Source organism: Actinomyces glycerinitolerans (assembly GCF_900098745.1).
Classification (GTDB): domain Bacteria; phylum Actinomycetota; class Actinomycetes; order Actinomycetales; family Actinomycetaceae; genus Actinomyces; species Actinomyces glycerinitolerans.
The window spans coordinates 299,444-321,301 of record NZ_FQTT01000012.1; the positions used below are offsets into that span (position 1 = coordinate 299,444).

Consider the following 21,858-nt stretch of genomic DNA (forward strand, 5'->3'; position numbering starts at 1 on the left):
GCACTCGGGCGGAGCCGAAACGGGTGTTGAATCGTGCACATGACGGACCTGTTTGAGAGCGCCGGAACCGACGCCGTCGGCCTGCCCGGAGACGCCCACGCGCCCCTGGCCGTGCGGATGCGGCCGCGCACCCTGGACGAGGTGGTCGGCCAGGACCATCTGCTCGCCCCCGGCTCCCCGCTGCGTCGCCTGGTCGAGCCTGCCGCCGACGCGGGTGGACCGGCCGGCGGCGCGGGGGTGTCCAGCGTGATCCTGTGGGGGCCACCGGGCACCGGCAAAACCACGCTGGCGTATCTGGTGGCGCGCGGCTCGGGTCGCCGCTTCGTGGAGCTGTCCGCCGTCACCGCCGGGGTGAAGGACGTCCGCCAGGTGGTCACCGACGCCCGACGGCGCCTGGCCGCGGGGGAGGAGACGGTGCTGTTCGTCGACGAGGTGCACCGCTTCTCCCGCTCGCAACAGGACGCGCTGCTGCCGAGCGTGGAGAACCGCTGGGTGACGCTCATGGCCGCCACCACGGAGAACCCGTCCTTCTCGGTGGTTTCGCCGCTGCTGTCGCGCTCCCTGCTGCTGACGCTGCACCCGTTGGACGCCGACTGCGTGCGTGCGCTGGTGGAGCGGGCGCTGGTCGATGCACGCGGCCTGGGCGGCGCGGTCACGCTGGCCGACGACGCCCGCGAGCAGATCGTGCGCATGGCCGGCTCGGACGCGCGCAAGGCCCTGACCGTGTTGGAGGCGGCCGCCGGCGCGGTTCTGGCAGCCACGCCGGCACCCACCGACGGGGCCGGGGGAGAGGCCGCCGCGCAGTCCGCCGCGCCCCGGATCGGGCTGGCCGACGTGGAGCGGGCCGCCGACGTCGCCGCCGTCCGCTACGACCGGCAGGGAGACCAGCACTACGACGTGATCAGCGCCTTCATCAAGTCCATGCGCGGCTCCGATCCCGACGCCACCCTGCACTACCTGGCCCGCATGCTCGCGGCGGGCGAGGACCCGCGCTACATTGCCCGGCGCATCACCATCCACGCCGCCGAGGATGTGGGCCTGGCCGACCCCGGTGTGCTGTCCACGGCCGTGGCCGCGCAGCAGGCGGTCGCCCTGATCGGCATGCCCGAGGCGCAACTGGTCCTGGCCGAGGCGGCCCTGGCGGTGGCCACCGCCCCGAAGTCGAACGCGGTGACGGTCGGCATCGGTGAGGCCACGGCGGATGTACGCGCGGGCCGCGGCGGGCAGGTGCCCGCTCACCTGCGCGACGCCCACTATGCGGGCGCCGAGCGCCTCGGCCACGGCGTCGGCTACCGCTACCCGCACGACTACCCGCACGGCGTCGTCGCCCAGCAGTATCTGCCCGACGAACTGGCCGGCGCCGAGTACTACCGGCCGACCACGAACGGTTTCGAGGAGCAGCTGACCCGGCGGCTGGCGGCCATCCGGCGCATCACCCACGGCGCCGCAGGGGAGCAGGGCAGGTGAGCTGAACGCGCGAGCGGGGATAGGGTCGGTAGGTGACCGCAACCCCCAACGTCGAAGCCCCCGATCCCGACTCCGCCCGCAACCGGTCCGATGCTCCGGCACCGTGGTCCCCGCCCGCCCGACGCTGGCCGGCGATTGTACTGATGGGACTGGGGGCCGGCTTCCTGGCGGGATTGTTCGGTGTCGGCGGGGGACTGGTGATCGTGCCGGCGCTGATGGCCTTCGCCGGCATGGATCAGCGCCACGCCGCCGCCACCTCTCTGGTCGCCATCGTGCCGACCTCCATCGTCGGGGCGGTCTCCTACGGGGTGCAGGGACAGGTGTCCCTCGTGGCCGCCGTCTTCCTGATCATTGGCTCCCTGACCGGCGCGCAGATCGGGGTGCGCCTGCTGCGTACGCTCCCGGCCCGCATCCTGCCGTGGATCTTCGTGGCTTTCGCGGTCTTCGTCATCGTCTCCCAGCAGCTCATGGTGCCGGTGCGCGACGCCGGATTGAGTCTCACGCCCGCCAGCGGCGCCGCCCTGGTGGGGGTGGGTCTGGTGGCGGGCATCCTGTCGGGACTCGTCGGCGTGGGTGGCGGCGCCGTGATCGTGCCCGGCACCCAGCTGGCCGTGGGCATCGGTGACCTGCTGGCCCGCGGCACCTCCCTGGTGGTGATGCTCCCCACCGCCCTGTCCGGAACCGTCACCAACCTGCGCCACGGGGTGGCCGACGTGCGCGTGGGGCTCGTCGTGGGCGTGGCGTCGGCCGCGGCTTCTCCACTGGGGAGCGTCGTCGCCGGCCTGGTCAGCCCGCGCACGGGCTCGATCCTGTTCAGCCTGTTCCTGGTGTACGTGATCATCTCCACCCTGCTGCGCTCCCGTCACTCCTCCCCGCACAAGGGGCAGCCGAAGTAACCCGGTTCGTCGCGCTTGGGGCTGAGGTCCGTCGAAGTCGAGCCTGACGACCCCGGTCAAGCCCGGCTCCCCGCGCTTGGGCATCTGGTGGGCGGATGGGGCGGTTCGCCGGGTGGTGTTGGCGTACGTGTCCCGGCGGCGTGGTGCGTGGCGCGATTGGTGGGAGTGCGCGTTGGCTGGGGGTGCGCGCTGGACCACGGTGGGCCAGGCACGACGGCTCGTGCGTTCAGGCCGACGTTCACGCCTTTAGCCGACGGTTCGTGCGTTCCTCTGACGGTTCGGCACCTTAGCCCGACGGTTCGCGTGTTCGCCCAGCGGTTCGGTGCCTTCGTCTGACGGTTCGTACGTTCTGGTCGACGATTCGGCATATCCGGTGACGGTTCGTGGGGTAGGGGTACGAACCGTCGTCGTTCATGCCGAACCGTTGGTGCTACCTGACGAACCGTCACCGGAACACACGAACCGTCCACCCCGCGACGCCACCCTCGACCGGCCCGGCATCGTCCCCGCCGCCCCGAGAACGTCCTCATCAGCCCGACAACGACCCGGGCTCGGCCAAAACGACCTCGTCAGCCCGAAACCCTCCCGAATGTGGAGGGTTTCGGGCTGACGAGGTCGTATTCGGCAGGTCGGCAGCCACCGAGAACGACCTCACCGACCCGAACACGACCACCTGGTAGGCCGGCCCCCGTCGAACAGAGCCCCGAACCCGACCACCACACTGCAGCTCGAGCCCGAATCACCACGCCCGCAAGCGTGAGGAGGCACGAACACACCGGCAGACGCACACGCGTTTGCTTCATGAACACGAGTTTTAGAGGTTTGCATGTGCCCTGCGCTCGCAAACCTCTAGAACTCGTGTATTCGACGCGAACTCGTGTACATCCCGACGCAGGCGCCTCCGGGTGTGCCGACCTTGACACGTCACCGCCTGGTCGCCGCGGGCGTGCCGGTCTCGACACGCCGCCGGTATGGTCACCGCGGGTGAGCCGGCCTCGACACGTCGCCGCGATGGTTCGCTCCGGGTGGCCGGCTGTTGGCAGGGCCGAAGCCGGATGAGGACCGGCTCACAACCGGTGGCTTCGACGTGCATCCCCTGCCGCCGCCGCGCTAATGTTTCCGGGTTGCCTGCGGCGTCGCGCGACCGGCGCGCGCTCGGGCACTCCTGGGGTCTTAGCCGACGTGGCTGACCCCGCGCCTGGGCGCACCCGCCCACGGCGTGCGAACCGATCCGACAGGAAGATATCTATGAGCTCTTCACGCTCCCGCCGCCAGGTGCGCCTCTCGCGCGCCCTCGGCATTCCGCTCACCCCCAAGGCCGTCCGCTACTTCGAGAAGCGCCCCTACGGCCCCGGCGAGCACGGCCGCGCCCGCCGCCGCACCGAGTCCGACTACGCCGTCCGCCTGAAGGAGAAGCAGCGCCTGCGCGCCCAGTACGGCATCCGCGAGGCCCAGCTGCAGAAGGTCTTCGAGGAGGCCCGCCGCGAGAAGGGCCTGACCGGTGAGTCCCTGGTCGAGCTGCTGGAGATGCGTCTGGACGCGCTCGTACTGCGCGCCGGCTTCGCCCGTACCATCGCGCAGGCCCGCCAGAGCGTCGTCCACCGCCACATCATGGTTGACGGGAAGGTCGTGGACCGTCCCTCCTTCCGCGTCAAGCCCGGCCAGACCATTCAGGTGCGTCCGCGCTCCCAGGTGATGGTGCCCTTCCAGGTCGCCGCCGCCGGCACCCACCGCGACGTGCTGCCGCCCGTGCCCGACTACCTCAACGTCGAGCTGGAGAAGCTGCAGGCACAGCTGGTGCGCCGCCCCAAGCGCGAAGAGGTCCCGGTGACCTGCGACGTGCAGATGGTCGTCGAGTACTACTCGCGCTGACCCCACGCTTCACGACGCCGGGACGCCCCGGACCGCATACCGGTTCGGGGCGTCCCCAGTGTTCCGGGGTACTCTCGCCCCGGCTCTCCAATCCACCGGCGTGCGCAGCGCACGCCCCTCCCGAAACGAACAGGACGAGGCATCTCATGCGTACATCAGAGATCCGCTCCCGCTGGCTCGACTACTTCGCCGCGAACGGGCACGAGATCCGCCCCTCCGTGTCCCTGGTGTCCCCCGAGCCGTCCATCCTGTTCACCGTGGCCGGCATGGTGCCCTTCATCCCCTACATCCTGGGCACCGAGAAGGCCCCGTGGCCGCGCGCCGCCTCCGTGCAGAAGTGCATCCGCACCAATGACATCGACAACGTCGGCCGTACCACCCGTCACGGCACGTTCTTCCAGATGAACGGCAACTTCTCCTTCGGCGACTACTTCAAGGAAGGCGCCATCGACTACGCCTGGGACCTGCTCACCGGCAGCCGTGAGGAGGGCAAGTACGGCCTGGACGGCGACCGGCTGTGGATGACCATCTGGGAGGAGGACAAGGTCTCCTTCGACCACTGGACCCGCGTGATCGGCGTGCCCGCCGAGCGCGTGCAACTACTGCCCTTCGCGGAGATCTCCTGGTCCACCGGACAGCCCGGCCCCGCCGGCGCCTGCTGCGAGATCCACTACGACCGCGGACCCGCCTACGGCCCGGACGGCGGCCCCATTGCCGACACCGCCGGCGACCGCTTCCTGGAGATCTGGAACCTGGTCTTCGACGAGTTCATCCGCGGCGAGGGCGAGGGCCATGACTTCGAGCTGATCGGCAAGCTGGACCAGACCGCAATCGACACCGGGCTCGGCCTGGAGCGCCTGGCGTTCATCATGCAGGACAAGCCCAACATGTACGAGATCGACGAGGTCTACCCCGTCATCGCCGCCGCCGAGGCCATGAGTGGCAAGACCTACGGCCGGGGCGCCGCGGGCCCGGAGGCCGGTGACGCCTACCTCGACGACGTGCGCCTGCGGGTGGTGGCCGACCACGTCCGTTCCGCACTGATGCTCATCGGCGACGGCGTGCGCCCCGGCAACGACGGCCGCGGCTACGTGCTGCGCCGCCTGATCCGCCGCGCCGTACGCTCCATGCGCCTGCTCGGGGTGAGCGACGCCACCCTGCCGACCCTGCTGACCGCCTCCAAGGACGCCATGAAGGCCTCCTACCCGGAGCTCGAAACCGGCTGGGCCACCATCTCCGACGTCGCCTACGCGGAGGAGGAGGCCTTCCGCCGCACCCTGGCCGCAGGCACCACCATCCTGGACACCGCCGTCGCCTCCGCCAAGCAGCGGGCCTCCGAATCTGGGCGCGGCACCCGTCCGGTCGTCCCCGGCAAGGCGGCCTTCGAGCTGCACGACACCTACGGATTCCCCATCGACCTGACCCTGGAGATGGCCGCGGAGCAGGGCGTGGACGTGGACGAGGCCACCTTCCGCACCCTCATGGAGGAGCAGAAGGAACGCGCCCGCGCCGACGCCCGTGCCAAGAAGACCGGCCACACGGATGTGCGCGTCTTCCAGGACATTGAGAAGCAGATGGGCGGCGGATCGGAGTTCCTCGGCTACACCGAGTCGGCCGCCGACGCGACCGTCACCGGCCTGCTGGTCGACGGCGTGCCCGCCCCGGTGGCGACCGCCCCGGCCGAGGTGGAGGTCATCCTGGACCGCACCCCCTTCTATGCCGAGATGGGTGGCCAGCTGGCCGACCACGGCACCATTCGCCTGGCCGACGGCGGCGTCATCGAGGTGCACGATGTGCAGGCCCCCATCCGCGGCCTGTCCGTGCACCGCGGCACCCTCACCGAGGGCACGGCCGCGGTGGGCGAGCGCGCCTACGCCGAAATCGACACCGTGCGCCGCCTGGCCATCGCCCGCGCCCACACCTCCACCCACATGGTTTACGCGGGCTTGCGTAACGTGGTCTCGCCCGACGCCGCCCAGGCCGGCAGTGAGAACTCTCCTGCCAGGCTGCGCTTCGACTTCCGGCACGGCTCGGCCCTCTCCGGCGGTCAGATGGACGACATCGAGGCACTGGTCAATGACAAGGTCGCCGAGAACCTGCCGGTAACCACCGAAGTCATGGGCCTGGAGGAGGCCCGCGCCTCGGGCGCGATCGCCCTGTTCGGGGAGAAGTACGGCAAGCAGGTGCGGGTCGTCACCATCGGCGACGGCTTCGACCGGGAGCTGTGCGGTGGCACCCACGTGCCCTCCACCGGTCACATCGGCCGCATCGCTCTGCTGGGGGAGGGATCGATCGGCTCCGGCGTGCGCCGTATCGACGCCCTGGTGGCGGACTCCGCCTACGGCTTCCAGCGCAAGGAGCACGCGCTCGTCTCGCAGCTGTCCACCCTGGTGGGCGGCCGCCCCGAGGAGCTACCCGGCCGCGTGGAGAGCCTGCTGGCGCGACTGAAGGACGCCGAGAAGAAGCTGGCAGCCGCGGAGCAGGCCGCCCTGACCGCCCGGGCCGGCGAGATCGCCGGCGCGGCCGCCCGCACCGGCGACTACCTGCTGGCCAGCGCCTCGCTCGGCGCGGTCGGCTCTGCCGACGCGCTGCGCAGCCTCGCCCTGGATGTGCGCGGACGCCTGCCCGAGTCGGAGGCCGTCGTGGTGGCCCTGGCCGGGGAGGCGAATGGCCGCCCGCTCGTCGTCGTCGCCACCAACCCCACCGCCCGCGCCCAGGGCGCCCAAGCGGGGGCGCTGGTGCGCACCGCCGCCAAGACACTCGGCGGTGGCGGTGGCGGTAAGGATGACGTCGCCCAGGGTGGCGGCCAGGACCCGGCCGCAATTCCCGCCGCGCTGGCCGCCATCGCGGCCGCCCTGGCCTGAGCCCGCGGGCACCCGGCAAGGGGTACGTGGTGAGGACCGGGGTTCGACTGGCCTTCGACGTCGGCAAGGTGCGCGTGGGCGTGGCCCGCTGCGATGCCGACGCCATCCTCGCGGTACCGCTGGCCACCCTGCGCCGCGACCGCTACGGCGCCGACCTGGAGGAGGCCGCCGACCTGGTGGCCGACCACGGCGCATTCGAGGTGATCGTCGGGCTGCCCCGCAGCCTCAGTGGAGGCGCTTCGGCCTCTACGCGCGATGCCCGCCGCTGGGCGCGCACACTCGCCGGCCTGATCGCTCCTGTGCCGGTGCGCTTGGTGGATGAGCGGCTGAGTACCGTCACCGCCCACCGCGAGCTGCACGAGTCCGGTCGGCGGGAGAAGAGCTTTCGCAGCGTTGTCGACCAGGCGGCCGCCGTGGTCATACTTGAACAGGCCCTCGCCACGGAGCGCTCCACCGACGCGCCCGCCGGCGAGATGGTCGTACCCATCCAGGAAGGCAGACAGTGACCGAGGACGACTTCTTCTCGGCCGTCGGGGTTGACCGCACCGACGCCGAACAGCCGGACGCCGGCCCCCGCCGGCGCCGCGACCGTCACGTTGAGCGCGACCGGAGGCGCCGCAAGCGCCGCCGCCACGCGTTGACCGCCGTGGTGCTGGCGGTAGTGCTAGCCGCGGTCGGCTTCGTCGGTTACAAGGCCCTGGGCGTGGTCAAGGGCGCCCAGCCCGAGCAAACCGCCGTCGCCGACTACACCGGGGCCGGTGAGGACGATGTTGTCGTCACCATCCCGGATGGCGCCACCGGCGCGGACATCGCTCAGATCCTCGTCGACGCCGACGTCGTCGCCACCGCCGGCGCCTTCAAGAACGCCTACGCGGCCAACTCCAATGCCGGCAACATCCAGGCGGGCACCTACACGCTCAAGACCCATATGTCCGCCGTCAACGCGGTCGCCCTGCTGCTGGACCCGTCCTCCCGCTCCGATCACACGCTGACCATCCCCGAGGGCGCTACCAAGGCGGAGGTCAAGGAGCGGCTCATGAGCGTGGGCGGCTACACCGACGCCGAAGTCGACGCCGCCTTCGCGGACACCACCGCCATCGGTCTGCCGGAGGTCGCCGGCGGAGACGTGGAGGGCTGGCTCGCCCCCTCCACCTATGACATCGCCGAGGACGCCACGGCCACCGACGTGGTCGCCTCCATGGTCTCCACCACCAACACACGCCTGAGCAAGGCCGGCGTGGACGAGGCCGACTATGAGGACGTGCTGATCAAGGCCTCCATTGTGGAACGGGAGGTCTTCCACGCCGAGTACTACGGCCAGGTGGCCCGCGTCATCGAGAACCGGCTCGCCGACACCGACGGGGAGACCAAGGGCATGCTGCAGATGGACTCCACCGTGCTGTACGGCCTGGGCCGCACCGGCGGCATCCCCTCCGCCGACGAGATCGCGGACGACGCCAACGCCTATAACACCTACCAGCATGCCGGGCTGACCCCCACCCCGATCGGCAGTCCCAGCGAGGCCGCCATTCAGGCGGTGGTCGACCCGCCCGCCGGCGACTGGCTGTACTTCGTGACCGTCGATCTGGAAACCGGGGAGACCCTGTTCGCCACCACGCACGAGGAGCAGGTGGCCAACACCGAGAAGCTGTCGGCGTACTGCGAGGACAACCCCGAGGTCTGCTCCGGCGCCTCCGCCTCGCCCAGCCCGACGGCCCCGGCGGACGGCGAGTAGACGCCATGTGCGCCGCGCCGCCGACGAGTTCGCCCGCCCAGCCCCGGCATCGGGCCGCCGTCATCGGTGCGCCGGTTGCGCATTCGCTGTCCCCGGTGCTGCACCGGGCCGCCTACCGGGCGCTCGGCCTGGACGACTGGGTGTATGAACGCCGCGAGACTGCGCCCGCGGACCTGGCCTCGCTGCTGGAGGAGTTGGCCGCCCCGGCACCGTCCGACCCGATCTGGGCCGGCTTGAGCGTGACCATGCCGCACAAGCAGGCGCTGCTGCGCCGGCTCGACGTCGTGGACCCGCTGGCGGCGACGGTCGGCGCCGTCAACACCGTCATCGCCCAGCGCTCCGGCCGCGGTGCCGCCCTGCTGGCCGGCTTCAACACCGACGTCGCCGGCATCGTCGGCGCCATCCGCGAGACCCGCACCGCCCCGGCGGACGGCGCCACCGCGGCTCCCGCGGGCGGTGCGACGCGCGCCGTGGTGCTTGGCTCCGGCGCCACCGCCTGTTCCGCGCTGGCAGCCCTGACCGAACTGGGGGCCACCGACATCACCGTCGCCGCCCGTCGCCACGCCGGCCCCGGCCGTGCGCTGACCGCCGCCCACCGCATGGGTCTGGAGGTGGCGGCCCTAACCTGGCGGCCCGGTGATGCCGCCTCCGACGCCGAGGTGGCCGCCGCGGCCGCCGACGCCGATCTGCTCGTCTCCACGCTCCCGGCCGGCGCCGCCGACACCCTGGCTGCGCCACTGACCGCCGCAATCGCGGGCGGAGCGTCCCGGCCCGGGCCCGGCGCGGTGCTGCTGGACGTCGTCTATGCACCCTGGCCCACGCCACTGGCGGCGGCCTGGCAATCGGCCGGCGGGAGCGTGGCCCCCGGCTGGCTGATGCTGCTGCATCAGGCGGTCCCACAGGTCACCCTCATGACCGGCCGCACTCCGCCGCTGGCGCCCATGCGCCGCGCGCTGGTGGAGGCGCTCGCCGCCCGCGCCGCCGGACCGCGGTGACGTCGCGCCCGGCGGCGTGGGATGATCACCCCATGCTTCGATGGATGACCGCCGGCGAATCCCACGGTGAGGCCCTCACCGCCATCATTGAGGGCGTGCCCGCGGGCGTGGAGATCACGAGCGAACAGATCCGCGCCGCCCTCGCCCGCCGTCGACTGGGCCATGGGCGCGGCGCCAGGCAGAAGTTCGAGGCGGACGAACTGTCGATCCTTGGCGGCATCCGCCACGGCCGTACCCTGGGCAGCCCCATCGCCCTGAGCATCGGCAACTCCGAGTGGCCCAAGTGGTCCACCGTTATGAGCGCCGACCCGGTGCCCGAGACCGCCCTGCGCAAGCACGCCGGCACCGGCGACGAACGCGAGATCGCCCGCAATCTGCCGCTGACCCGCCCACGCCCCGGCCACGCCGACCTGCCCGGGCTGCTCAAGTACGACCTGCCCGACGCCCGCCCCGTCCTCGAACGCGCCTCCGCCCGCGAGACCGCCGCCCGGGTGGCTCTGGGAGCGGTGGCCGAGGCACTGCTGGAGCAGGTCGCCGGAATCCGCCTGGTCAGTCACGTGGTGCGCATCGGGACGGTCGCCCTGCCCGACGACGCCGCCCGCCCCACGCCCGACGACGAGGTCCGGTTGAGCGCCGACCCGGTGCGCTGCACCGACCCGGCCACCGGTGCCGCCATGGTTGCGGCCATCGACTCCGCCCGCAAGGCCGGTGACACGCTCGGCGGAGTAGTGGAGGTGATCGCCACCGGCGTACCGATCGGACTGGGCGCCCACGTGCAGGCCGATCGGCGGCTGGATGCGCGCCTGGCCGGCGCCCTCATGGGCATCCAGGCGGTTAAGGGCGTTGAGATCGGGGACGGCTTCGCCGAGGCGGCCCGCCCGGGCTCCGCCGCCCACGATGAGATCCTCACCATCGACGCCGGGCGGGTGGACCGCGCCACCAACCGCGCCGGCGGCATTGAGGGCGGCATCAGCAATGGGGCACCGCTGCGGGTGCGGGCCGCCTACAAGCCCATTTCCACGGTCCCGCACGCCCTGCGCACCATTGACTTGGCCACCGGCGAGCCGGCCACCGGACTGCACCAGCGCTCCGACACCACCGCCGTCGTACCCGGCGCGGTGATCGCCGAGGCCATGGTGGCGCTGGTGCTCGCCGACGCCCTGGTGGAGAAGACCGGCGGGGATTCGGTCGCCGAGGCCCGCCGCAACCTTTCCGGCTACCTCGCCCGCGTGGCCGAACGCACCCAGTGGTGAACGCCCCGCGGCCGCCATCCAGTCTCATCGCCCGTCCCATACGCCGAAGGAGTCAATCCCATGAGCCACACGAGCCACGCCGACCGGCCGGGTCCGGCGGTGTCCGAGGGCGCCGTGGATACGGGTTTGCTGCCGCTGGTTCTGGTTGGGCTGCCCGGATCCGGCAAGACCACGGTGGCGCGACTGCTGGCCACCGCGCTGGGCGTGCAGGTCACCGACACGGACGCGGAGATTCGTCGCCGCGCCCGCATGACCATCCCGGAGATCTTCGCCGCCGAGGGTGAGGAGGGCTTCCGGGATCGGGAGACCCGCGCTCTGCGGGCCGTGCTGACCGGGGAGGCCGCCGCCCAGGGAGTCGTGGCGCTCGGCGGCGGTGGCGTCCTGCGGGAGGAGAACCGTCGCCTGCTGCGCGGGCACACCGTCATACACCTGGCGGCCAGCCCCGCCACCGCGGCCGCACACGTCGGCGACGGCGCCGGCCGGCCGCTGGTGAACCCCGCCGGGCGGGCGGCGGACTCCGATGCCACTGCGGCCGCGCAGGATGACATCGCCGCCGATGTGCTGGCCCGCATGGAGAACCTGCATGCGCAGCGCGCCGACCTGTACCAGCGGGTCGCAACCATAACCGTGCCCACCGATGGGCTCACTCCCGAGCAGGTCGCCGCGCTCGTGCTGGTGTCTTTGGGGAGCGCTCCCTCGCGGGCCGCGGCCGCGCTGGCCCCGGTCCGCGGTGTATCCGGGCTGCGCCCCACCGCCCCGCGCCAAGTGCATGAGGGCGGTCGCACCCGCATAACCGTGCCCGGTACCGCCGCGGCCCGTCCCTACGACGTCGTGATCGGCAGCGGGCTGGCGGACGCCGTCACCCAAGCCGTAGCCACCGCCCCCGGAGGCGGCGCGGGCGGGGTGGCGATTGTCCACGCCGACGCGCTGGCCGCCTCCGCCACCGAATATGAGCGGGCGTTGAGGGCGGCCGGGCTGCGCGCCACCCGGATCGAGGTGCCCGGAGGGGAGAGCGCCAAGCACGCGGGCGTGCTCAACCAGATCTGGGAGCAGCTGGGTGCCTTCCGCCTGGGCCGGGACGGCTGCGTCGTGGGCGTGGGCGGTGGGGCCACCACCGATCTGGCCGGCTTCGCCGCCGCCACCTGGCTGCGCGGCGTCCCCGTCGTGCAGGTGCCGACCAGCCTGCTGGCGATGGTGGATGCGGCCGTCGGCGGCAAGACCGGCATTGACACCGACGCCGGCAAGAACCTGGTGGGCGCCTTCCACCCGCCGGCCGCCGTGATCGCCGACTTGGCTGCCCTGGCCACCCTGCCCGAGGCGGAGTTGCGCGCCGGGATGGGGGAGGTCGTCAAGTGCGGGTTCATCGCGGACCCGGTCATCCTGGACCGGGTACTCGCCGCACCCGCCCCGCCGGCCGCCGACTCCCCGGTCATCGCCGAGCTGGTGGCCCGTTCGGTGGCGGTCAAGGCCGCCGTGGTGGGGGAGGACCTGACCGAGGCGGGGCTGCGGGAGATCCTCAACTACGGTCACACCTACGCCCATGCCATTGAGAAGGTCACCGACTACACCTGGCGGCACGGAGAGGCCGTCGCCGTGGGCTGCGTGTTCGCCGCCGAGGTGGCCCACCGTCTGGGCCCGCTCGACGCCGACGCGGTGTCGCTGCACCGGCGCGCCTTCACCGCGGCCGGGCTCCCAACGGCGTTCCCGCAGGGAGCGGGTTCCTTCGATGCGCTCTGCGCCGCCATGACGTCGGACAAGAAGGTGCGCGCCGGCAGGCTGCGCATGGTGCTGCTGGATGACATCGCTCAGCCGGTGCGCGGAGTGGAGCCCGACCTGGAGGTGCTGCGGGCCGCCCACGACGCGGTCACCGCCCCGTCCGCCAGCCCTGCGGCGGTTGCGGAGGGGCGCGCATGAATCCGGCGCGCGTGGTGCTGCTCGGTGCCCCCGGCGCGGGCTGCAGCAGTGTGGGTCGCGCCCTGGCGAACGCCACCGGGCTGCCGCTGTACGACGTCGGGCAGGAGACGGCCGCGGCACTGGGCACCCTGCCCGAACTCGCCCTGGTGGCCGTCCCCGAGGAGCGCTACCGGCGCGCCGAGGCGGCCACCGCACGGCAGACGCTCGGGCAGGCCGCTGCCGGCGCCGTCATCGCCCTCGGTTCAGGGTGTCTGGATGACGACGCTGTGCAGGCCGCTCTCACGCAGGCGCGTGCCGACGGGGCGCATTTGGTACACCTGACCGCCACGCCGCGGCGACTGGCCACCCGCAACGGCCTGGACGCACCGCGCTCGGTGGCGCTCGGCAACGTCTATCAGGCATTCACGCGGATGCTGCGCGAGCGGGAGGCCGCCTGCGCACAGGCGGGCGGCGTCGTCGTCGACACCACCGATACCACCCCGGAGCGGGCCGCTGCGCTGGTACTGGAGCAGCTGGCCGACCGGGTGGGCTCGACCCCACGGCGGGCCGAGCCATAGGCTGAACGCATGTACGTGCCGCGGCACTTTGTACTTCCCGAGGAATACGCCACCTCCCTGCTGGACCGACCCCACGTCGGCAACCTGATCACCGTGCACGCCGACGGGCCGGCGGCCACCCTCGTGCCCTTCTACCGGGACGCGGAGCGCAATGCGCTGGTCACCCACCTGGTGCGCAACAACCCGCAGGTGCGCGAGCCGATAACGGGCCGCGGCATGGTCATCTTCGACGACGTCGACGCCTATGTCTCGCCCCGCTGGTACGCCACCAACGAGGTCAAGCCGAACGTGCCCACCTGGGACTACATCACCCTGCACGTGCGGGGGCCGGTGCGTATCGATTCCAGCCCCGAGGCGGCGCTGCAGGCGGCACGCAGGCTCACCGAATTGTCCGAGCCGGACGACGTGCTCACCCCCATCGGGGAGGAGAAGTTGGAGCGGATGGCACGGGCGATCGTGGCGGTCGAGGTGGGCATCGAGCAGGTACAGGGCAAGGCGAAGATGAGCCAGAACCGGCACCCCGACGACATCCGCTCGCTCGCCGCAGAGCTGGCCCGCCAGGGGCAGGACCGCATGGCCGAATTCCTGCTGGAGGTCTCCCTGCCGTATGCCGAGCAGCGCTACGCCACGCTCGCCCGCCTGGGCGAAGTACACGCCCTGCGCGAGGACGTCAAGGACATCACCGACTTCCACTAGCCGCCCCACTCGCTGAGGTCGGTTGATATGGCGCGGCGATACGTAAGCCGTGACCGGCATGACAGGCGGCGGCCGGGGGAGTGAACGAGTGATGGCGGTAGGCTTACCCGGTCTAAGACCTCCAGTAATCCTCTAGCGAGTTAGGAACCGCACGTGGCAACGACGAACGACCTGAAGAACGGCATGGTGCTCAACCTGGAGGGCCAGCTGTGGCAGGTAGTCGAGTTCCAGCACGTCAAGCCGGGCAAGGGCCCCGCCTTCGTGCGCACCAAGATCAAGAACGTTCTGTCCGGCAAGACCGTGGACCGGACCTTCAACGCCGGCCTCAAGGTGGAGACCGCCACCGTCGACCGCCGCGACATGCAGTTCTCCTACAAGGACGGCGACGACTTCGTCTTCATGGATGTCAAGACCTACGAGCAGACCTACGTGCCCGCCGACGTGGTCGGTGACGCCGCCGACCTCATGCTCGAGGGCCAGGACGTGATCGTCGCCTTCCATGAGGAGGACGTGCTGTTCGTGGAACTGCCGGCCGCCGTCGTGCTGACCATCTCCCACACCGAGCCGGGTCTGCAGGGCGACCGCTCCTCTGCGGGCACCAAGCCGGCCACCCTGGAGACCGGTGCCGAGATCCAGGTCCCGCTGTTCCTCAACATCGGCGACAAGGTCAAGGTCGACACCCGCTCCCGCTCCTACATCTCCCGCGTCACCGACTGACCGCCGATGACCGAATCCATGCCGGTGTCGGAGTCTGACGCCGCCGAGGAACCACTGGACGACGACGGCGCACCCGCCGCTGCGAGTGGGCACCCCAAGTTCCCGGTCACCGCACGCACCAAGGCGCGGCGGCGTGCCGTGGAGGTGCTCTTCGAGGCCGACCAGCGTGGCCTGCTACAGGGCGACTCCGGGGCGCAGAACCTGCGGGAGCTGGCCGCCGAGCGGGCCTTCCACTCCGCCAACCACACCGAGGCGCCCGCCTATACCCGTCAGGCGCTGGCCGGCGTCGCCGACCACTTGAGCGAGATCGATGAGACCATCGAGACCTATTCCCACGGGTGGGTGCTGAGCCGCATGCCGGCCACGGATCGGGCCATCGCGCGCTTGGCCACGTGGGAGATCGTCTGGAACGACGACGTAGATGCGCCGGTGGCCGTCGACGAGGCGATCACCCTCGCCCGCATGCTGTCGACCGATGACTCTCCGCGCTTCCTGAACGGGCTGCTGGGGCGCATCGGCGACCTGGCCGACACGCTGCGATGAACGAGCGTCCGCATCCGCTGCACCGCCCTCGCGCCTTCCGACCGCGCCGAGAACGGCACAGGTAAACCTGCCGAGACGGTCGAAACGTCACCGCCCCCGCCATGCACGAACGTGCGGTGGGGGCGGTGACTGTTTGCCCCGCGGTGGGCACGATTGCCGTGACGATACAAGTTTGCCGGCGCCGGGCCGGCCCGTCACGAAGGAGTGCTCTCATGGCTGAGAAGACCGAGCGGATTGTGTTGGCTGATTTGGATGATGGTGTGCGTGGGGCGGTGGCTGATGCGCGTGAGCGGGTGGCGCGTTTGCATGGGGAGTTGATTCGGTGGGGTTTGGTGGTGTGGACGGCTGGGAATGTGTCTGAGCGGGTGAGCGTGTCTCGTCCGGATGGGAGTGTGGAGCGGACGGACTTGTTCGTGATTAAGCCGTCGGGGGTGGCGTATGAGGAGCTGACGGCGGACAACATGGTGGTGTGCACGCTGGATGGGGACAAGATCGAGGATGGGACGCCGGAGAATCTGACGCCGTCGTCGGATACGGCGGCGCATGCGTATGTGTATCGGCATATGGACCGGGTGGGTGGTGTGGTGCATACGCATTCGACGTATGCGACGGCGTGGGCGGCGCGGCGGGAGCCGGTGCCGTGTGTGTTGACGATGATGGCGGATGAGTTTGGGGGTGAGATTCCGGTGGGTCCGTTTGCTTTGATTGGGGATGATTCGATTGGGCGGGGGATTGTGGAGACCTTGTCGGGGTCGCGGTCGCCGGCGGTGTTGATGGCGAATCACGGCCCGTTCACGATCGGGGTCGATGCGCGGGCGGCGGTGAAGGCTGCGGCAATGTGTGAGGAGGTGGCGCGTACCGTGCATATCGCGCGTCAGGGAGGTGACCCTGTGCCGATCGAGCAGGACCTGATCGACCGCCTCAACGACCGCTACCAGAACGTCTACGGCCAACACTAACCAACCCGGCAACCAGGCCCGCGTTCGCCAACGTCGCCTGGTCGCCGACATACGGGTCGCCCCCGGAACCGTGTGGGTTCCGGGGGCGACCCGTTTGCCCCGGGCTTCGGCGTCGGCCGAGCGGTTGGCAACGTCATGCGACGTTGCGGCCGTGGACCGCGGCCGCAACGGGGCACTCAGATGTCTTCCAGTGCAGCACCCTTCGTCTCGCGGGCGAACAGGTAGACGATGCCACCCAGGAACAGCAGCACTGCGAAGATGATGAACGGTACGAACACCACTTCCGGGCTGAGTTCGGAAGAGCCCACCAGAGCACCGACGAAGTAGGGACCGACGACCTTGGCAATCGACCCAATGCCATACCCGAGGCCAAGCCCGGTGGAGCGGGCCTCCGTCGGGAACTGCTCACCGCCGAAGGCGTTGAGGATGCCGAATGCGCCATCGCCGAACATCATGACGATGAAGATTCCGGCGAAGAACACGTAGCCTGCGTTGCCGATTTCTCCACCGGACGTGACCATCCTGGTGGAGAAGGCGGCGATCAGGGCGCCGATGGCACCAATCATGCCGCAGCCGAACATGGTCCAGCGCCGTCCGATCTTGTCGGAGATCCAGGCCGATCCCAGGCGTCCCAGCAGGTCGCCTAGCGACACGAACATGAACAGGGTTGCTACGGAGGCGGCGCTGAACTTGAAGGACTGCCCCAGCAGCGTCTGCCCCCAGGACTGCACCGTGAAGGAGCCCATGATGAAGCAGAAGGAGCCGACGGCGACCACCAGCAGCTGCTTGGGGTACTTGGAGAAGATCACCGCGTAGGACGCCGACGAGGCCTCCTTGATATCGGGCAGATCGGCCACTTGCTCCACCGGGATCTCCATGGCCCACGCGTAGGCCTCCTTCGCCTCATGTTCACGCCCGCGGGACTGCAGGAAGCGGGGCGACTCCGGAACGATCCGCGTCCAGGCGAGCAGCACGATGGGGATGCAGCCGATAGCGATCAGACCGCGCCAGCCGAGCGAATCGCCGAGGTACCTGGTCACCAGCCCGCCCAGGAAGATGCCGGCCGGGATGAATACGCTCGTGAGTCCGGCCAACAGGCCGCGCTGTCTGGCGGGTACGAACTCCTGCACAAAGGGCACGGAGGTGATGTTGAGGCCGCCGACGCCGAAGCCCACACCGGTGCGCAGAATGGTCAACAGAATCCAGCCGTTGACCGGGGTGAAAGCGGAGGCGGCGGTGAAGACCACCAGCACCACGATGCACCAGATGAAGGCGGTCTTACGACCGAACACATCCGCCAGTCGGCCCCAGGTAATGGAGCCGAGGACCGTGCCCAGGCCGGAGCCGGCGAGGATCACGCCGGAGTGGAATCCGGTCAGGTTCCAGCCCGGAGTCTCGATGAGGAGGTTGACGATGAAGCCGATTAGGAACATGTCGAAGAACTCCGACACGTTGCCCACGATCGCCATGCCGATCAGCGACTTCTGGTGACCGGTGAGGTGATGATTGTCGATTTGTTCAGGGGCGGTCTTCCCCTGCGGCGCCGCAGGCGCCTTTGCCTGTGTACTCATTTCAATCCGATCTTGTCGATTGAGCAGACGTTTGATTAGGGGCCGGCCGCCGGGCGGCTGTGCGCCGCCCGGCGGTGCGGTCGATTTGCTCAGCGGACGATGTCCGAGCTCTGCAGGGTCTGCAGCTCGCCGGGACGCACGTGGGTCAGGTCGCCGTGGTGCGTCAGCGCGATCTGGGCGACCTTGGTGCCCATCTGGATGCCCTTCTCGACGTCGCCGTCGAGCCAACCGTGCAGCGTGCCGGCGACGAAGGAGTCACCTGCCCCGGGCCGGTCGATCACCGGGACGGAGTGGATCTCGAAGATGCGATCCTTCTCCGCCGTCGACAGGTAGGTACCGGCGCGGCCGTCGGTGGAGACCACCGTGGGCACGCCCATCTCCTCGCGCAGGGCGTGGCAGGCCTGCACGTCCGGCTTGTCGATGCCGAACACCACCCGGGCGTCCGTACGCGAACAGAACAGGATCGAGGACTGGCGCGCGATCGGCTCCAGGGTTTCGCGTGCCTGCTCGCCGGTCCACAGCAGGGAGCGGAAGTTGACGTCCAGGGCGACGTCCACGCCCCGCTCGACGGCGGCGTCGGCGAAGTAGCGCACCACTCGGGCGGTCTCGGGGGTGAGCGCGGCCGTGATGCCGGTGAGGAAGACGACGCGGGTGTCCAGCAGGGCATCCCAGTTGAATTCCTCGGGCGTGATGGTGCGGAAGGGCGTGTGCAGCCGGTCGTAGGTGACCTTGCCCGGCAGCGGGAACTCGCCCGGTTCGAGGAAGTACAGGGCCACCCGGCCCTCCTCCGTCATCACCGTGTGACGGATGTCCACGCCGACCGCGGAGTACTCCAGGGCGATGCGGTCGGCCAGCTCACCCTTGGGCAGCTTCGAGGCCCAGGCGGTTGAGCGGCCGAGCTCGCTGAGCAGTCCGGCGACGTTGGCTTCGGAGCCGGCGGCGGTCATGCGCAGTGAGCGGGCTGTGGACAGCCGCTCGCCACGCTCACAGGTGAGGCGGATCTGCCCCTCACCGATAGTGGTCAGGTCGTACGTCATTGTTCGGTCTTTCTGGTTGGCTGTGTGTGGCCGCGAATGGGCGGCGCTGCGGCTGCCTGTCTGGCTGCAGCCGTAGGGGTTCTCGAAGACGGTCAGGGGATGACGGCGTGTGTGCCGCGTGCGGCTCGCGTTGCGAGTCGTCTGATGGTGCTCAGGGCCTCTGAATGGCGATGCCGGCGCCGGCGGCCTTGCCCTCAATGAACTCGCGTGCGGCCACGCAACGGGCGACGGAGTCGGGCGCGTCGTCGTTCCACATCTCAATCATGAGCCGACCGGTCCAGTGTTGGGCGGCGAGCAGCTGGAAGGACTTGTCCCAGTCGACGATGCCGGTGCCCATCTCCACCCGCCGAGGCTCGCCGCGGCGCACATCCTTGGCGTGCATGGCCACCATGTGCCCGCGGCCCGCCTCCAACTCGACGGCGGGGTCGAGGCCCTGCTCGGCGATGTTGCCGAGGTCGGGGTAGACCTGCAGGTAGGGGGAGCCGACGGCGTCGACGAACTCCATGGCCTTGCGGATCGAGGTTACGTCGGTGCCGTCGACGTTCTCGATCCCCATCACCACCCCGAGGCGAGAGGCGAGGGGCACGGCGTCGGCCAGCAGCTGGCCGTACCAGCGTTCGGCGTCCGGGTGGGGGTCCTCGTAGTAGGCGTAATAGCCCGCGATCTGGATTACGGGCGCCCCCAGTTCGTGGCACAGTTCCAGGCCGCGGGCCATGACCTCGCGGGCCCGACGCCGTACCTCGGGGTCGGCCGAGCCCGGGCCTATGCGCCGGTGCACCGACAGGCACACCCCGCCGATGCCGGTGCCGACCGACTCGGCGGCCTCACGTACCATGCGGCACTGGCGTGGCCCCCACTCGAGGCGGGCCTCCCGCTCCGGGGACTCGTCGACCGACAGGTCCAGGAAGGAGTAGCCGGCCTGCGGCACCTGGGCGAGGAAGCCCGCCCAGTCGTCGGGGGTGGCCAGCGGGTTGCCGACCAGGGCCTTCTCGTAGATGCCCAGGCGGATACCGTCGTCGAGGGAGGTCACGCTCATGACCACACCTCGTCGATGGCGTCGCGCAGCGCAGATGCGGCGGCGGCCGGATCCTCGGCGCCGACGATCGAGCGTCCGGCGATGACGATGCCGACCCTGCGGCCTGCGAAGGCCGGCAGGTCCGTCACGCTGATGCCGCCGGTGACGGTGACCGTGAAGCCGATGTCCGCCAGCTCGTCGACCCGGTCCATGTCCTCGGCCTTCCAGGACAGGTCGCCGGCGGCCTCGCGGTCGCGGGACCGTTTGACAATGACGTGCTGGACGCCGGCGGCGCGCCAGGCGCGGGCCCGCTCCGGGTCGTACCACTCGTCGGCCAACTCCACCTGTACCTCGCCGTCGAACTCGGCGGCGACCTTGCAGACCTGCTCGATGGTGGTCATGGAGGCGCCTGCCACGCAGGAGACCAGGTCCGCGCCGGCCTCGAAGGCGAGGCGGGCGATCTTGGCGCCCGCCTCCGCGATGCGCACGTCGGCGAGGATCTGCTTGTCCGGGAACAGGGCGCGAATGTTGCGCACCGCGTGGTAGCCCTCGCACAGGATCAGGATGGTGCCGCACTCGATGACGTCGACGTACGGCGCCGCCTGCTGCAGGGGGCCCAGCGCGCTGGGCTGGTCCAGGGTGTCCAGGGCGATCTGGAGCCTGGGCGTGTTGCGGGGTTCGCTCATTTCAACTCGCCTCGCTCAGCCGGCCAGGGGCTCGAAGGCGAAGAACGTGGCGGCGTTGTTCACCAGCAGGTCCTGGACGTAGTCGGGGTCGAAGCCCTCGTCGTCGATCAGGCGCGGGCAGAACACCGCCGGGTCGTAGTCGATCCCGGAGACCGAGCCGTAGGCCTTCTGGTAGGAGGCCTTGCCCGAGTCGGTGCCGAGCAGGATCTGCTTGCCGTAGCCCTTCTCACCGAGCACCTTGAGCAGGTTGACGCGGGCGTTGTCCGGCACGTACTTGATGCGGTTGGTGCCGTCCAGCTCCACGTAGGCGCCGAGCTTGGTGATCTGCTCCTGGATCCACGGGTCCCAGTTGCGCTGGATGTGGCCGATGGCGATCTTCTCCGGGGCCACACCCTGCTCGATCAGGAAGCGGGCCTGCTCGGGGCCGCAGGTGCCGGCGGTGACGTGGGTGTTGACGGGCGCGCCGGTCTCCTTGGAGGCGATGGCGACGGCCTTACCGGTCTTGACCTCCCAGTCGGTGATCTTGCCGTAGGCGGTCGCCCACTTGATGACGCCGGCACGCACGTCGGTGCGCTTGACCAGCGGTCCCATGTAGTCATTGGCGTCCACGCCTTCGACGATGTCGGCGATCAGCAGGTCGGCGATCTCGTTGACGGTGTACTGGTTGACCCAGGACTGGCGCCACTCGAGGTAGACCTTCTGCTGGTGGAAGCCGGTGGCCTGAATGACCTGCAGGTCGGGGACCCGCTCGACGACGCGCTTCAGCTTGAGCACGCCGCGGCCGGAGGACGCCGGGCACATGTCCACGATGGTGGCGGTGGGGGCGAAGCGCTTGGAGGCGTCGACGAAGTAGCCGGCCTCCTCGACCGCCTTGTCCTCGTCGTCCAGGAGGTGGTCGGGGTCGATGTAGACCTCGCCCGCGCCGACGCGGATGAGGTGGTCGTGGGCGTTGACGACGCCGAGCGTGGACGGGTCGACGTCGCCGTGAATGGTGCGGACGATTGCCATGGGGGTTCTCCTTCGAACGGATGAGCGATGTACTGCACACCGGGCGGTATCTGTGCCGGCAGGTGCCGGCGAG

19 protein-coding genes are annotated in these 21,858 nt (G+C 70.3%); 14 read left to right on the top strand and 5 right to left on the bottom strand.

The annotated features are described in order from the left end of the window. Positions 1-39 precede the first annotated feature (39 nt). The 14 genes from ACGLYG10_RS11500 (at position 40) to ACGLYG10_RS11565 (ending at position 16,468) form a co-directional block, all read left to right on the top strand. Positions 40-1,467, top strand: coding sequence for a replication-associated recombination protein A (locus ACGLYG10_RS11500; protein ID WP_073331963.1), 1,428 nt, complete (start codon positions 40-42; stop codon positions 1,465-1,467). A 32-nt stretch (positions 1,468-1,499) separates the two neighbouring features. Beyond that, positions 1,500-2,363 carry a sulfite exporter TauE/SafE family protein gene (locus ACGLYG10_RS11505; protein WP_280173615.1) on the top strand — a complete coding sequence of 288 codons (864 nt, stop codon included), beginning with the start codon at positions 1,500-1,502 and terminating at the stop codon, positions 2,361-2,363. 1,248 nt (positions 2,364-3,611) lie between these two features. Then, positions 3,612-4,235 (top strand): 30S ribosomal protein S4, encoded by a 624-nt coding sequence (rpsD, locus tag ACGLYG10_RS11510; protein ID WP_073331965.1) that lies wholly within the window; start codon positions 3,612-3,614, stop codon positions 4,233-4,235. A 146-nt stretch (positions 4,236-4,381) separates the two neighbouring features. Then, positions 4,382-7,099 carry an alanine--tRNA ligase gene (alaS, locus tag ACGLYG10_RS11515; protein WP_073331967.1) on the top strand — a complete coding sequence of 906 codons (2,718 nt, stop codon included), beginning with the start codon at positions 4,382-4,384 and terminating at the stop codon, positions 7,097-7,099. A gap of 29 nt (positions 7,100-7,128) precedes the next feature. After that, positions 7,129-7,605 (top strand): Holliday junction resolvase RuvX, encoded by a 477-nt coding sequence (ruvX, locus tag ACGLYG10_RS11520; protein ID WP_073331970.1) that lies wholly within the window; start codon positions 7,129-7,131, stop codon positions 7,603-7,605. Further along, positions 7,602-8,834: an endolytic transglycosylase MltG gene (gene mltG, locus ACGLYG10_RS11525; protein WP_073331971.1), complete on the top strand. Its 1,233-nt coding sequence runs from the start codon at positions 7,602-7,604 to the stop codon at positions 8,832-8,834. The genes ruvX and mltG overlap by 4 nt, the downstream gene beginning before the upstream one ends. A 5-nt stretch (positions 8,835-8,839) precedes the next feature. Next, positions 8,840-9,829 carry a shikimate dehydrogenase gene (locus ACGLYG10_RS11530; RefSeq protein ID WP_073331974.1) on the top strand — a complete coding sequence of 330 codons (990 nt, stop codon included), beginning with the start codon at positions 8,840-8,842 and terminating at the stop codon, positions 9,827-9,829. A 32-nt stretch (positions 9,830-9,861) separates the two neighbouring features. Continuing rightward, positions 9,862-11,082 (top strand): chorismate synthase, encoded by a 1,221-nt coding sequence (gene aroC / locus ACGLYG10_RS11535; RefSeq protein ID WP_073331976.1) that lies wholly within the window; start codon positions 9,862-9,864, stop codon positions 11,080-11,082. A gap of 60 nt (positions 11,083-11,142) precedes the next feature. Then, the gene (aroB, locus tag ACGLYG10_RS11540; RefSeq protein WP_083565876.1) at positions 11,143-12,996 is read left to right on the top strand and encodes a 3-dehydroquinate synthase; all 1,854 of its coding nucleotides are present in this window, start codon (positions 11,143-11,145) and stop codon (positions 12,994-12,996) included. Next, positions 12,993-13,553 (top strand): shikimate kinase, encoded by a 561-nt coding sequence (locus tag ACGLYG10_RS11545; RefSeq protein WP_073331979.1) that lies wholly within the window; start codon positions 12,993-12,995, stop codon positions 13,551-13,553. The genes aroB and ACGLYG10_RS11545 overlap by 4 nt, the downstream gene beginning before the upstream one ends. 9 nt (positions 13,554-13,562) lie before the next feature. Next, positions 13,563-14,249 (top strand): FMN-binding negative transcriptional regulator, encoded by a 687-nt coding sequence (locus ACGLYG10_RS11550; RefSeq protein WP_073331982.1) that lies wholly within the window; start codon positions 13,563-13,565, stop codon positions 14,247-14,249. A 153-nt stretch (positions 14,250-14,402) separates the two neighbouring features. After that, the gene (efp, locus tag ACGLYG10_RS11555; protein WP_073331984.1) at positions 14,403-14,966 is read left to right on the top strand and encodes an elongation factor P; all 564 of its coding nucleotides are present in this window, start codon (positions 14,403-14,405) and stop codon (positions 14,964-14,966) included. A gap of 6 nt (positions 14,967-14,972) precedes the next feature. After that, a complete protein-coding gene (nusB, locus tag ACGLYG10_RS11560; protein ID WP_083565877.1) occupies positions 14,973-15,509 on the top strand; it encodes a transcription antitermination factor NusB in 537 nt (178 codons plus the stop codon). A 212-nt stretch (positions 15,510-15,721) separates the two neighbouring features. Then, a complete protein-coding gene (locus tag ACGLYG10_RS11565) occupies positions 15,722-16,468 on the top strand; it encodes an L-ribulose-5-phosphate 4-epimerase (RefSeq protein ID WP_073331987.1) in 747 nt (248 codons plus the stop codon). Between the two features lie 176 nt (positions 16,469-16,644). On the opposite strand, the gene ACGLYG10_RS11570 is transcribed toward ACGLYG10_RS11565, so the two are convergent. From ACGLYG10_RS11570 to ACGLYG10_RS11590, 5 genes are all read right to left on the bottom strand, one after another. Next, positions 16,645-18,039, bottom strand: coding sequence for an MFS transporter (locus ACGLYG10_RS11570; RefSeq protein ID WP_073331989.1), 1,395 nt, complete (start codon positions 18,037-18,039; stop codon positions 16,645-16,647). Between the two features lie 89 nt (positions 18,040-18,128). After that, positions 18,129-19,076, bottom strand: coding sequence for a sugar kinase (locus ACGLYG10_RS11575; RefSeq protein ID WP_073331992.1), 948 nt, complete (start codon positions 19,074-19,076; stop codon positions 18,129-18,131). 151 nt (positions 19,077-19,227) lie between these two features. Next, positions 19,228-20,112 (bottom strand): L-ribulose-5-phosphate 3-epimerase, encoded by an 885-nt coding sequence (locus ACGLYG10_RS11580; protein ID WP_073331994.1) that lies wholly within the window; start codon positions 20,110-20,112, stop codon positions 19,228-19,230. Continuing rightward, positions 20,109-20,777, bottom strand: coding sequence for a 3-dehydro-L-gulonate-6-phosphate decarboxylase (locus ACGLYG10_RS11585; RefSeq protein ID WP_073331997.1), 669 nt, complete (start codon positions 20,775-20,777; stop codon positions 20,109-20,111). Before ACGLYG10_RS11585 ends, ACGLYG10_RS11580 begins: the two co-directional genes overlap by 4 nt. Before the next feature lie 15 nt (positions 20,778-20,792). After that, entirely contained in the window at positions 20,793-21,785 is a 993-nt protein-coding gene (locus tag ACGLYG10_RS11590; protein WP_073331999.1) for a phosphotriesterase family protein, read from the bottom strand. Between the last annotated feature and the right edge of the window lie 73 nt (positions 21,786-21,858).